Here is a 12,813-nt window from a genome sequence, read left to right on the forward strand (position 1 = left end):
AAAATGACTGACCAATAAACATAAATAAAAAAATTGCCTACACTCCTCGATATCTACGATGCTAGCTCTGCTTTTTTAGTTGAATTTAGTATCAGAGGATGTAATTGGATAGGAAAATCAGAAGGAGGAGGCTCTTTCCATAAACTTAAAACATGGCCACCAAAACCTGAGCCCACTACTTTACAGGCTAATGCATACTCTTTTAATTGCTGGATGTGATTATGTAGTTGGGGAGATACCAAGTCCCAGTCATAAAAACATTCATTTCCAGTTGATAGCCCCTGCGCCAAAATACGCAGACTCTGATCATTTTTTTCTTCTAATGCACTTTGAATTAAGAGAACCGCATGTAACATTTTTTCATAAATAATTTCCGATTTTTGGGGATTTTCCTTTTTTAATTCCTGGACTTTTTTAACACATGGTCCAGTAAAACTGGTTTCATTGGATGAAGAAATATAAAAAAGAGGTTGCCATGCTAGGTCTATCTCACATAGTTCACGATTAGGGAAATATTTTATTATGTTTTTAGCCGTTACACCGGCAATATCCACACCACTACTTTGTTTATGAAACATATTTTCCAACTCTACTGCAAACTGAAATAATTGAGAACGAGGTAATAATCCTTGATAGATAATCCACTCGGTGATGGCAACGCATAGCGCGGCGGAAAAACCTAGACCTCCGCAAGGAGTGATGGTTGATTTGATATCAAAAACACCTGTAATTTTATGAGGATCTTTTTGTAATAGTTCATATGCTTTATAAATCGCCGGCCATAATATAATGCCAAAGGAATCATTAGCTTCAGCAGATATAAGATGCATTGTTTTTGTTTTATCCGGCTCATAACTCAGGGTTAAATTATACTGATGAAATGGAGCAACAATTGCATAACCACGTTCCAGAATAAGGTGTTCACCAGCTAAAATACATTTTGCTGGTACGTTAATTTTGAAAGTCATTGCCGTCTCCACCGTCTCAATTTTTATTCATAGCATAAAAAAAAGTATAGCTGATTAATTTTAAGTTTTATGAGCTAAGTGAGTGGAGTTAATTCGCAATTATTTAGACTTTCGAAATCACAAAGAATATTCTGAAATTGTATAAAAATAATACACAGCGAGTAATTATGTGCTAAATTTATAGATACCTTAATTTTCTCGATGATGTTTATGTTGGGTTTTAAAGTTTGTATTCCTGCAAAATGCATATTAAGCGGTGAGTTTATTAACAACCAGAAAGGATGTGCAATTATCAGTCCATTTGAGCGCTATAAATTAGTTCTAAAATATTATCCTAATGAAATCAAAACAATTCGAACGATAACCGGAGAGGGATTTAATTCCACCCAGATAATTCTTTGGTCTGTGATAAGCCGGGCTTTGGAATTGCTCGGCAAGGAATGCTCCGTGTTGACAGGATATTTTGAATTAAATTGCAACATCCCTCCGTGTAATGGCTTTGGTTTTTTTGCTGCTCTTTATTATGCCGTGGCTGAGTGGCTTGTTTATTACGGCCTCATGCAAAGAAGTAATTTGTTTGAGTTTACCTTAAAACTAGAGAGCTCACTCCGGGAAAGCAGCAATGGAGCCGATATTGCAGGAGTGATGTCACCCAGCCTCATTATGTACTCCTATTCACGCGAAATAAAAAAATTAAACCCTACATGGCACCCTCATCTTTATATATCAAGTACCAAAGAAACCACAATAAGTGACGATTGCCTGCAAAAAATTAATGAAATGAGATTATTGCAGCCTTCTAAAGCCGCTCTTGTTGACGAAAAAATGATAACTTCCTCTATTGAAACCAGACATGCTTTGGAAAGTAATCAAAAGTACAGATTATTCTTGCTAGCAGATGCACTGAATCTCGCGAATGAATGTTATTTTGAATGGGGACTCATATCAGAACGAGTTAAGAGCCATATAGATATTCTCAAAAAGTATGCTTTAGCTTGCAAAGTCATAGAGGCAGGTTATGGAGGATACGTTCTAAGTTTATGGAAACAAGAGCCGACAGTAGATCTACCATTCAAATTGTATCGTGTAAATATATAAATTTATACCGTTAAGATGTGTGTAAGGAGTAGCAAGGTGAATAAAGTTGGTTTCTCTTCAATAGGGCTTCATTTTCCATCCATTTTTCTTTCTGTGGAAAATCTGGCAAAACTACGAAATGTAGATCCTGATAAATACACTATTGGACTGGGTTGCAGAAAAATTTCACTTTGTCCTGAAAATATAAGCGTAGTCGAACTGGCTGTAGAGGCAGCAAAACGTGCTCTTTCTCGATGGGGAGGTACACTGGATGATATTGGGTTGTTAGCAGTAGGCACTGAAAGTGCACCGGACATGAGTAGGCCTTTGAGTGCATTCGTAGCAGAAAAATTAGGCATTCACGGTGCTGTTCGATCCTATGAAGTCAAACATGCTTGTTACGGAGGTACATTAGCCATTAGACAAGCTTTGGAGTGGAAACTTGCCAATATTGCCCCCCAAAAAGCCGCGTTGGTGATTGCTGCTGATATCTCTCTCTATAAAGTGGGTGATCCCGGAGAACCCACGCAAGGAGCGGGTGCTGTAGCATTTATCATTGATACTCCCGATATTGCTGCAATCGATTCTGCATCATACCCTTTCAGCAAGCCAGTATTTGATTTTTGGAGGCCGGAGAATGAACCCTTTCCTTTAGTCAATGGGGATTTTAGTCTTGAATGTTATAAAAAAGCCGCACGTAGCTGCTTCAAGGCATTGTGTATTGATAAAAAAATGGAGTTTGCCAATTTGTTTGATGTCTATAAAGCGCTTTGTTTTCATGTACCCTTTCCTAAAATGGTGAAAAAGGCGTTTGCAGACATATGCCTATCATCAGGAATAGATCCTCAAAAATGTGAACAGCTCTTCATGGAGAAAGTTAATCCTACAATGGAATGGAATTCTTTAACCGGTAATTCCTATACGGCAAGTTTATGGGTTTCTGTAGCGAAAACCCTATGCGGCCTACATGCTGGCGATCAAATCACTGCTTTCTCCTATGGTTCAGGCTGTGGAGCAGAATTGCTTCTATTGACGGCAGGTAACCTGGCAGCAGAGGGTAAATGGCGAGAGGATGTGAACAAGGATTTGGAAAACAGAAAAGAAATTAATGCAGAAGCCTATATGCAAATGCGTCGTCGCAATAAGAAAGAGTCCAACTTAGTCGAATCCCTAATAAAAGGATGACGATAATGAATTGTCAGTTATCGGTACCTGCAAAAACGTTCATTTTGGGAGAATATCTGGTCCTTAGAGGGGGGATGGTGATTCTGCTAACTTCTCATCCATCCTTTGTCCTTAATGTTTCTGCTGCGAAAGATGCACCCAGTTTTTTGTCTGAACCTATCAATTATGAAAGCCCTGCAGGTAATTTTATAAATCGTCACCTTAATTTTTATAAGAATTTTAATCTTGATTTTTTTGACCCCTATAAGGGGATAGGAGGATTAGGTGCTTCAAGTGCGCAATTTGCCTTGGTTGACGCCCTTAAAATGCATTTAAAAAATGCGACAGATAAGGAGCTGTTCGGTGCTCTTGCAGCATATTCTCATAGTGCCTGGAATGGTGAGGTTTTGCGCCAAGTAGTGCCGATATTATTTTTGTTTTATTAGAGTCTGAGAGTAAAGGATCTTTTATGGAATGGTGTATGAAAAAGAATTTACGGATTATTTACTTGGGACAGGAACTTGGGGCTGGGCTCAAAGGGAAATTTTTTTAACGTATCGAGTAATTTGAGATGAACAGTATTAGTTTAAATGGTAAAAAAGTATGGGAAGGTTTTTCCAAGTTAACTAAAAAAGAGAAACTTGAAAGACTCGTTGCAACGGGTTTTTTGGATCCCGAGGGTGTCGTTGCATTGCAGCATGGAGGTACTTTTAAAGAGGAACTGCTCGAAACATTAATCGAAAATCCAATTGGTTGGTTTGGGATTCCATTAGGAGTTGCTGTTAATTTTTGTATCGATAAAAAACATTTTATTATTCCAATGGTGATTGAAGAACACTCCGTTATCGCAGGCCTCAGCAAGGCAGCTAAGTTTATTAACCTTCATGGCGATTTGAGCACCGAAATTTTAGGGAAACACGCTATAGGTCAAATTCAATTTGCATGTCTTCGTGATCCAGTTCGTTTTGAGAAAAAAATTCGTGAACAGAAAGAGTTTTTTCTCGACCAGGTAAATCAAACAGTTCTCAGCTCCTTAATCAAGCGTGGCGGGGGGGCATCAGACATCATTGTTCGTACTATAGAACGACCTGATAAAAAAATTATGGGTATTTTACATGTATTAATTGATCCAAGTGATGCAATGGGGGCCAATAGAATTAATCAAGCCTGTGAGTTTTTGCGAGAGCTAATCGAGGCGCACACACATGAAGAGGTAACCATGTGTATCTTATCCAATTTGTCTGATCAAAAAATCACTGTTGCTAATGCAGTAATTTATGACATTGATCCAATCTTGGGAAAACGTATTGAAGAGGCTTCTTTATTTGCTCAAATAGACCCTTATCGAGCTGCAACAAATAACAAAGGGGTTATGAATGGCATTGATGCGGTATTAATTGCTACAGGTAATGATTGGCGAGCGGTTGAGGCTGGAGTTCATGCCTATGCAGCTAGGAATGGACAATACAGTTCAATCACCAAATGGGAAATGCGTGATGGAAATCTATATGGGCGGATTGAAGCTCCAATTCAACTGGGGACGGTAGGAGGAGTAACGCAAATTCATCCGATTGCTAAAATTTGTCTCGGGATACTTGGGATCACTCGGGCAGATGAGCTTGCCCGAGTAGTTGCGGCTGTAGGGTTGATACAAAATTTTGCTGCATTAAATGCCCTCGTTTCTGATGGTATTGTTAATGGCCATATGAAATTACATATAAAAAATTTGGTTTTGTCCGTAGGTGCGCAAAAAGAAGAGATACCTCTTTTAAGTCAAATGCTGATAGGAAAATTAGAGCAAACGCATTGTGTTAACGAGACTGATGCACTCGAAATTCTTAAGGAAATGAGACAAAGCACTTAGGGAGCTTTTTGGGGATCGCTCCAATCCTTAGGGGAGTAAGCTTGGCTTTTCAGCTGCTCTTTGTGTCGTAATAACAAAATGGTTGATAAGGTGAAACAACATGATGAATGCAGAAATTTATCTTAAGGAATATCAAACACGAATTAATCATTTCCTGAGTAATGGAACCTGTTTATTACCAGCAGAAAATAAACAACCTGTTGAGCTGCATAAAGCGATGAGATATGCGGTATTAAATGGAGGAAAGCGGATACGTGCAGCTTTAGTATATGCAACAGGAGAAGCACTAGGGGCTGATTTTGATATACTTGATCACCTTGGTTCCGCTATTGAAATGATCCATGCTTTTTCTTTAATCCATGATGATTTACCTGCATTAGATAATGATGATCTACGTCGAGGTAAGCCTTCATGCCATAAAGCATTTTCTGAGGCTACTGCTATATTAGCGGGTGATGCGTTACAGACCCTGGCTTTTGAAACTATTGCCAGTCTGGATAAAAATAAAATTGCAGTTGAAATTGAAATAGAAATGATTCGCCTCCTGGCGCGAGCAATTGGGTCTTTAGGGATGGCTGGAGGGGAAGAGCTTGATATTGAGATGAAAGATAAGGACGTAAGTTTAAATGAATTAGAAAATACTTATAAACTAAAAACCGGATATTTACTTACCGCCAGTATTTTACTGGGCGCCCTCGCTGCCAATTGTGATGATAAAAATATTTTAAATAATTTACAAAAATTTGGAGACTATATCGGATTAGCATTTCAAATCCATGATGACATTATTGGAATTGAGTCTGATACCCAGACTTTAGGTAAACATCAAGGTTCGGATCAGGAAAGAAACAAACCTACTTATCCAACCCTGATTGGGATGCAGAAAGCGAAGCAAAAAGAAAATGAAATTTTCAATAAAGCCTTAAAACATTTAAAAAAAACGGGTATTCCAGTGAATAAATTAGAAGCGATAGCTCATTATGTGGTAGACAGAAATTTTTAGAATTGATTCACACTTTTTTAGACTACTCCCAAAGCACTGCACATGAGCTTAACATAAATAAGGGAATTGCTTAATTTGCGCCAATGGCTTGAGAATTTATTAAAAATGTTCTGTTTAATTTGGGATCCTGTTTGAAATTATCGCAGGTATGAAAAAACGCATTCCCTACCTTCAATCATCCCTGTTCCTAACTCATTGTATCAATTCTTACCTCGCATAAATTTGCACGATACAAACTATGCAACGATGTTACCCCTGGTAGCTGAGATCCCACTTGAAAAATAGCCAAAATCAAACAGCAATGAACAAAAGGATAATTTCCTTAATTATTATTGGCAATTTTCTAATTTGCTAACCGATCAATATGGAATTGGTTGGATTTGAGGGCAATTGCCCACTAAGATATTATGCAAACTGGTTGAGATTCATCCTGGTCCTTTGGTTTTTCTGCTACTTTCGCTTTGCTTATTTCTCCAATAGCGGGATAAGAAAAGAGGATGCCAGTTTCATGGCCGGGTAATAATGCCGTCATTGAGCATACGGGATCTTCAACTTTACCAAAATAATTACTTAGAGCTTCATTTCCTATTGCTTTATTACGAAGTTGATGCATCGCGTCGGAATAGTCATTCGTATCCTTCAGACTTGCTGTGGAGAGATATTCTTTTGTTGGCCAAAACAAAGGATAAAAATCAAAATATCCCTGTGTTAGTATCAGATTGCCTTCGTTGCTATTAGGGCTTCTATAATAATCCAATAGAGGCATTACCAAGGTTTGAACATCTTTTGAAAGTGATGGTGAGCGAAAATCAGCTATAACCACCATGACATTGTTTCGGAGCAAATCAGTAATCGGTTCTTTAATTATCGCAGCCACTGAACTATTAAAATGCATTCTTAAATATTTTTTATCGTCAGTGTTCACACTAGCAGCCTTCATATGTTGACGACGGCCTGTTACACGGATGACTAATTCTAATTCATCATCATTTGCCTGGTGATAGGTATCGGCGCACTTCGATTTCAATAAATTAACGTCATCTTGATTGGCATCCTTAGTATCAAGTTTATAAATATGAGAATCCTTAGGTGATGCATAATAAAGATCATCATTATATAAAATTACAGAATGTTTATATTCTAATAGTCTGCCCATATTTTGGGTAAAGCTGGATTTTGTCGGATCAGTAGACACTTTAAGGAGACCGCAGGGAAAGTCGCCTGGGTAACCTGTATCAATATTTATAATTAAGTGTTTGTTTTCTGAATCAAAAACGATATTTTGGGCATAGGAGTCACTTGGCGCAGGCCCTGATCCAATGGTGATAATGACTTGTTTGACGTCAGATCCAACATTGTTTAAATAGCTCAACAGTTGGGCTTTGAGATCAATATCAACTTCCTCTGCTCTAGTGAAACTATACATATTGACACCTATTGATTATTGCTTTTCAATTGTTTTAAAATTATACACCATGGGTGTTGGTTTTTCCATCCAAAGCACTACGGAGCAAGTAGGTTGAGTCGGACCCAACAATTCACAGGAAAATCTCTTCAACATACTTTTATATTTACTATAATCTGGTCAAGCATGTTGATGTAACGAGCTACCTTTATACATACCTTTGCTCCTATTTAACAAACGTAAGTTGGGTTAAAATGACCCAACTTACTTGCTTATATGCTTATCAGTATGTAAGTGAATTTGAAATTTCGGCTTCAACTTTGATCATTGATTGTGATTTGTTAACTGCAAAACTTCCTAAGAAAGTTAAAGGTAAAAGGCGAGGTTTATTAAGCGCCAAACAAAGCTCGGATTCTGGTTTTTGAACTACTTCACTTAGAACATCCTCTCCCTTTTTAAGCTTTAATACGGCATCCACTATACTCTGAAGTTTTGTACCACTGTTCATCCAGTAGGGGTTCAAACTCTTTTTTCCTTCGTGTAAGCGAGCCATAGTTTCCATGATTTTTAATCCTATATTTCCCTGCTTACTCAAGAAAAGTATCGCATCATTGTAAGAAATATCCTCAGGAGGAAGCTTAGTTATTTGTGGGGCAAAAATAAGCTCTTCTGTTTCTAAGAAACTTGCGAATTGTTGTTGTAGCATTCCGTATAAATTATTTAAATTTGCATCGATAAAGGGGAAATGTGCTACCAATTCATTGAATAGATAAGGTGATGTACTAAAATTGGGAAATGGAGTAGTAGATGCAGAATTGAAGAGTCTGTTTAGTTCCTTTATTGTCTCAGGGGTAGCTGATTTTTTCCCATCTTTATTCAATTGGTCAATAATCTTTTCGAAGGATGATAAAAATCCTAAGTGGGTTAAAAATGCAGTAAAATTATTCATTGCATCACGAGCAGAGACCTGATGGTCACCGACCTTGATCATAATCGATGGAGATATATCAACAGGCTCATCTGGATTACCATTCAAATAAGGTTCTAGGTTACGAACCATTTCAGTAAATAAAGGCATCATTATTGAAAGGTATGGGTCTTCATGTAACAAAGCGGATATAAGATAGTTATAAGATTTAATTTGCTCTGATAATGTTTCTAGAGTCACTGTATCTGAATGATCATTAAATTCTTTTAAGAGTTGTTGTTTTTGCTCTTTACTTAAGTCTTCATCTTTTAAAAATTTTAAAAATGTTGTTAAGTTAGCTCTAGTGACCGTTGCAGGTAAAATGAAATGGAAATGTTCCTTCTTCTCCGATTTTTTTCCTAAAAGAAACGAGAGGCTTTTGTTATGAGTATAATGAGCAAAATCATGCATTAATCCTTCGCCAATCGATAAAACTGAGGATTGGCTTAATAGCTTTGCATATTTTTTTTGGGAATTTATTAATTCAGCTTCAGGTACATAAACGCTAATAAAAGGGCCACTAATTTTAATTTTTTTAATAAGTGGGTTTTCAGGAAATTGTTTTACAAACATAATCTAGATACTCTCAATAATTTTTTGCCTAATTGTACTTCACTTTGATTTTAATTAAAACATATCACCCAATCTCCCGCGATTTAAAGTTTATTTTTAATCAAATTCTTCGCGCGGGCGAGGGCCTCATAGTTCCTCCCATCGCCAAGGAGATGAATTGTGCAGATTATGAATGGCTAACAAAAGCGGAGAATTAGTTATAAGCATCTTCTTTTATATGCGCTCTCTTTTCGTTTATCCGAGAGAAATTTCTTTTAAGATCAGTATTAAACGATTGTGGTTTGACATAAATAACTTGACGAACATGCTAGATGTGTTAGAATATTTCTCATTGTACATATTTTAATCAGACAGAGTATAAGGTTTTTATGTTAACTCACTCGAACCAAACAATGCACCGTTCAACCCTCGCTCATTTTAAACTTGTTTCTTGTTGTTGCTGCTAACTTAATCTCGTTATGTTCATTTTTTTGATTTTTTAAGGATTCCCAACATGTGTGCAGCACATCAACAACAGAAAAAACTCATTTTCAGCACCCCTGTGATTTATGCTTTAATGATTGGTTTGGGTATTGCCAGTGGAATGTCAAATGTTGCTGTTTTGAAAGAAACAGGTCTATTGATTTCTGATTTATTTATTAAACTTTTTAAGTGCATCAGTTTACCCATTATTTCTTTATCCATCATCGTTACTTTGGCAAACTACAAAACTGATGGGTATATGAAAAAAATATGGCAACGTACAATAAAGTATACTTTTTCAACTACGGTAGTGGCTGCGGTGATCAGCTGTTTGCTTTATCTCATCATTCAACCCAGTTCGGTGCAAGTCAATTTGGATGCGCAAACAACCACATCAACGAGCAGTTTAGGTTATTTGGGGTATCTGGCGAATATTATACCCACTAATTTATTATCTCCTTTTCTTGAGCAACAAGTTATGGGGGTATTGTTCTTAAGTATTATTATCGGTATTGCGGTGCGGCAAATACCTGATGAAGAAGCACGTGATACCATTACGCGCTTTTTCCGAGGCGCGCACGGTATGTTTTTAGTGATGACGCGTTGGATTATTGCAGTAATTCCATTAGGTTTGTTCGGCTTTATTACCTCCACAGTAGTTCAGTTGCGTTCAGGTATGGATATCAAAGGGATCGGTGAGTATTTACTGATCGTTGTTTTAGCCAATTTAGTCCAAGGTTTTGTCGTCTTACCTTTATGGCTAAAAAAGAATAATATTCAACCCTTTGCTGCAATGCGTTCTATGCTTCCTGCCTTATCAGTGGCTTTTTTCTCTAAGTCTTCCGTAGGGACATTACCGGTCACCATGAATACTATAGAAAAGAATTTACAGGTAAAGCCAGCAGTAAGCCGTTTTGTTTTACCCTTATGCACCAGCATTAACATGAATGGTTGTGCGGCCTTTATTTTTGCTACGGTGATTTATTTAATGCAGAATCATGGCATGCCCATTTCCTACGGGACGATGGTTTTGTGGGTATTCGTTGCGACTGTTGCTGCTATTGGCAATGCTGGGGTACCTATGGGATGTTTCTTCCTGAGCATTAGCCTCTTATCCAGTATGAACGTTCCTATCGTGCTAATGGGGGTTATTTTACCTTTCTATGGTTTAATTGATATGTTAGAAACTGCTTTAAATGTATGGTCTGATGCTTGTGTCACCAAGATCGTCAATGATAAAGCAATTGCCGAGGAGCAAGCCGAATTAAAACCGAGAAAAATAGCTTCTTATGAAGCCGAATTGGGTTAAATAGAATCCCCTTCATCCCCTGCGCAACGAGGGATGAGGGGAATTTTGCTGCAAGATTCATTTCATACCTTACAAAGCTACTTTCGAAAGATTTTCCTCATTGTCTATTCTGCCCCCAGGATTCAAGCATCGATGGTTTTCATAAGGCTCGCAATAATGCGCAAAATATTGTTTAAAGTTAGATACAAATAGTTCCTCATTCTCCATAAGAAAAATTTTTTCGGGCTGTAATTCAACATAATTTGAATCTCTTAAGACTGCTTTATAAATGGAGCTTGCATGAGATGAAACCCATTTATCTAGGAAAGGCAGTATTTTATTAGGATCAGGAGTAAAGAAATTTTGATAGATATCACTGAATAACTTATTTTTCATTTCATAGTTGCTTTTGAAGTAGAAATTACTACGGTCTTTGTGATACTCGACAAAAGGAGGTCTATTCGGCTTTTTTTTCATTCCTGCAGCAACTTCTAAGGAAATGATGAGACCTTTTGCAGATTCAATTTTATATTTCGTCCCAAATAAATCAGTGCCATTGTATTCGCTAAGATAGGATTCCAAGTAGGTAACTGCTTCGTCATTTAAAGGATCAAAATAGCTGTTGATAATGAATTGGGTTGCTAATCGAGTTTCCGGATTATAATAACAACTAATATAAATCGCATAACTAAATTGTTCATTCACTATTTTTTGCACTAAGATTTTATCAATTTGGCCATTTACCTCATCACAGGTGAGTTGTTGATTTTCTATGTTTTGATCCATACGAATGATTTGTGTTGGAAAATCAATGCTGCGAATAAATGATTTATTTTTTTTAAAGTTATCTATTTCATTTGAATAAGTGAGGGTTTGGTTGTTTTTATTCTCCGGGTTTTGTGAAATCATTAAGGTGGTCACATCATCATGAGTCTGACTGAAAACACATAGTGGCATTAAAATAAAAGAGGCGAGCAGATAATTAACTTTCATAAAAAAACTCCTTTTTAGTCAGCCCAGTATTGCATCCCGCAAGTTCTCAATTTTTCGACTGGGTTATTTTGAGTATAGTTGAGTGGGTGAAAATTATTCTCCATGTTCATTTATATTCAAAGGAGATTGTCTAAAGGAATTTGCATCAAATTTGTACTGAAATTGTTACCGTACTTTTTTACCCTGACACAAAATAAATGCCATGGATTCATAATAAAAAGTGGGGGCAGAAGCTTATATACAAATAGAACAAGTGTGATAATATTTAACCTGAAAAAAATGGTTGCAATGCTACTGCAGGTGTTTACTGTTCTGGATATAAGAAACACTTATAGGTTGCGTCACTGCTTTTTTCAAGTTCAAACGCAACGGAGACTTGTGATTAGTTCCCATTCGAGAACTGTCTTTTTATATATTTTAAATTTTTAGGGAATAAAATGAAAAAAATATACGCATTAGTGAAACCTCCATATACCAAAATTGGTGATAGTTTTTCTGATTTGGCTTCTTATTTCGTTTCCCCTCTTCATACATTAGCATTTGAGCAAGTTTGTGGGTATTCATTAGGTCATGAAGTCTTGTTTTATGAAACGATAGAAGATGCTAAGAAGATCCTGGAGGATGGAATTAAGGGTAAAAAAATAGACGCCAAAACTGCAATCCAAAAGGCTATTGTAGAATTAGAGGCAGATGATGAGGGAAAAATCACAGGATTTGGGAAGCTTTATACAGTTGAGTATGATAAACGCTCTGAACCGGCCGAAGGTCGTTATTTTAAGCCAGTACGAATTCCTAAATGGAGTGAGCAAGCAATTGACCCCAAAGTAGACGTCTCACCAGAAGCACTTTCTGAAATGATCATTCAGTATGAGCAGAGTAAAAAAGCGGTCACTGAATTAACACAATAGTTGTTTCACTGTTTCAGTGGTTCTGATGAGCATAGCGTAATCGGTTTGTGTATCTCTCAGGATTAACCCTAAGGAAAAGTTAGTTTAATACCCTCACCCTAGCCCTCTCCCGAAGGGCTTTGTTAAAAATTTGATTTATTC

General features: G+C 37.0%; 11 protein-coding genes. 7 read left to right on the top strand and 4 right to left on the bottom strand.

Features of this window, described 5'->3' with window-relative positions; translation table 11 throughout:
* Positions 1-53 precede the first annotated feature (53 nt).
* Positions 54-968, bottom strand: coding sequence for a mevalonate kinase (locus ACF8MK_RS10055; protein WP_392536537.1), 915 nt, complete (start codon positions 966-968; stop codon positions 54-56).
* A 210-nt stretch (positions 969-1,178) separates the two neighbouring features.
* Here ACF8MK_RS10055 and ACF8MK_RS10060 point away from each other — a divergent pair, with 210 nt between their 5' ends.
* From ACF8MK_RS10060 to ACF8MK_RS10080, 5 genes are all read left to right on the top strand, one after another.
* A complete protein-coding gene (locus ACF8MK_RS10060; protein WP_392536538.1) occupies positions 1,179-2,066 on the top strand; it encodes a mevalonate kinase in 888 nt (295 codons plus the stop codon).
* Between the two features lie 36 nt (positions 2,067-2,102).
* Positions 2,103-3,230: a hydroxymethylglutaryl-CoA synthase family protein gene (locus tag ACF8MK_RS10065; protein WP_392536539.1), complete on the top strand. Its 1,128-nt coding sequence runs from the start codon at positions 2,103-2,105 to the stop codon at positions 3,228-3,230.
* A 5-nt stretch (positions 3,231-3,235) separates the two neighbouring features.
* Positions 3,236-3,655 carry a hypothetical protein gene (locus ACF8MK_RS10070; protein WP_392536540.1) on the top strand — a complete coding sequence of 140 codons (420 nt, stop codon included), beginning with the start codon at positions 3,236-3,238 and terminating at the stop codon, positions 3,653-3,655.
* A gap of 125 nt (positions 3,656-3,780) precedes the next feature.
* Positions 3,781-5,073: a hydroxymethylglutaryl-CoA reductase, degradative gene (locus tag ACF8MK_RS10075; RefSeq protein ID WP_392536541.1), complete on the top strand. Its 1,293-nt coding sequence runs from the start codon at positions 3,781-3,783 to the stop codon at positions 5,071-5,073.
* Positions 5,074-5,173: 100 nt separating this feature from the next.
* Positions 5,174-6,076, top strand: coding sequence for a polyprenyl synthetase family protein (locus tag ACF8MK_RS10080; protein WP_265702672.1), 903 nt, complete (start codon positions 5,174-5,176; stop codon positions 6,074-6,076).
* A gap of 397 nt (positions 6,077-6,473) precedes the next feature.
* Here the strand turns inward: ACF8MK_RS10080 and ACF8MK_RS10085 are convergent, their stop codons facing one another.
* Both ACF8MK_RS10085 and ACF8MK_RS10090 read right to left on the bottom strand, forming a co-directional pair.
* Entirely contained in the window at positions 6,474-7,502 is a 1,029-nt protein-coding gene (locus ACF8MK_RS10085; protein WP_392536542.1) for a hypothetical protein, read from the bottom strand.
* A 262-nt stretch (positions 7,503-7,764) separates the two neighbouring features.
* Positions 7,765-9,021, bottom strand: coding sequence for a hypothetical protein (locus tag ACF8MK_RS10090; protein ID WP_392536543.1), 1,257 nt, complete (start codon positions 9,019-9,021; stop codon positions 7,765-7,767).
* A 493-nt stretch (positions 9,022-9,514) separates the two neighbouring features.
* Here ACF8MK_RS10090 and ACF8MK_RS10095 point away from each other — a divergent pair, with 493 nt between their 5' ends.
* Entirely contained in the window at positions 9,515-10,792 is a 1,278-nt protein-coding gene (locus ACF8MK_RS10095; protein ID WP_392536544.1) for a dicarboxylate/amino acid:cation symporter, read from the top strand.
* A gap of 69 nt (positions 10,793-10,861) precedes the next feature.
* Here the strand turns inward: ACF8MK_RS10095 and ACF8MK_RS10100 are convergent, their stop codons facing one another.
* Positions 10,862-11,764: an Lpg0189 family type II secretion system effector gene (locus ACF8MK_RS10100; RefSeq protein ID WP_392536545.1), complete on the bottom strand. Its 903-nt coding sequence runs from the start codon at positions 11,762-11,764 to the stop codon at positions 10,862-10,864.
* 437 nt (positions 11,765-12,201) lie between these two features.
* Here ACF8MK_RS10100 and ACF8MK_RS10105 point away from each other — a divergent pair, with 437 nt between their 5' ends.
* A complete protein-coding gene (locus ACF8MK_RS10105) occupies positions 12,202-12,672 on the top strand; it encodes a hypothetical protein (protein ID WP_265702676.1) in 471 nt (156 codons plus the stop codon).
* Positions 12,673-12,813: the final 141 nt, after the last annotated feature.

It is taken from the genome of Legionella sp. 227 (assembly GCF_043161935.1).
GTDB lineage: Bacteria > Pseudomonadota > Gammaproteobacteria > Legionellales > Legionellaceae > Legionella > Legionella sheltonii.

Coding starts and splice junctions, on each gene's coding strand:
- ACF8MK_RS10055 (WP_392536537.1), bottom strand. CDS start 968: ATGACTTTCAAAATTAACGTACCAGCAAAATGTATTTTAGCTGGTGAA.
- ACF8MK_RS10060 (WP_392536538.1), top strand. CDS start 1,179: ATGTTGGGTTTTAAAGTTTGTATTCCTGCAAAATGCATATTAAGCGGT.
- ACF8MK_RS10070 (WP_392536540.1), top strand. CDS start 3,236: ATGAATTGTCAGTTATCGGTACCTGCAAAAACGTTCATTTTGGGAGAA.
- ACF8MK_RS10075 (WP_392536541.1), top strand. CDS start 3,781: ATGAACAGTATTAGTTTAAATGGTAAAAAAGTATGGGAAGGTTTTTCC.
- ACF8MK_RS10080 (WP_265702672.1), top strand. CDS start 5,174: ATGATGAATGCAGAAATTTATCTTAAGGAATATCAAACACGAATTAAT.
- ACF8MK_RS10085 (WP_392536542.1), bottom strand. CDS start 7,502: ATGTATAGTTTCACTAGAGCAGAGGAAGTTGATATTGATCTCAAAGCC.
- ACF8MK_RS10090 (WP_392536543.1), bottom strand. CDS start 9,021: ATGTTTGTAAAACAATTTCCTGAAAACCCACTTATTAAAAAAATTAAA.
- ACF8MK_RS10095 (WP_392536544.1), top strand. CDS start 9,515: ATGTGTGCAGCACATCAACAACAGAAAAAACTCATTTTCAGCACCCCT.
- ACF8MK_RS10100 (WP_392536545.1), bottom strand. CDS start 11,764: ATGAAAGTTAATTATCTGCTCGCCTCTTTTATTTTAATGCCACTATGT.
- ACF8MK_RS10105 (WP_265702676.1), top strand. CDS start 12,202: ATGAAAAAAATATACGCATTAGTGAAACCTCCATATACCAAAATTGGT.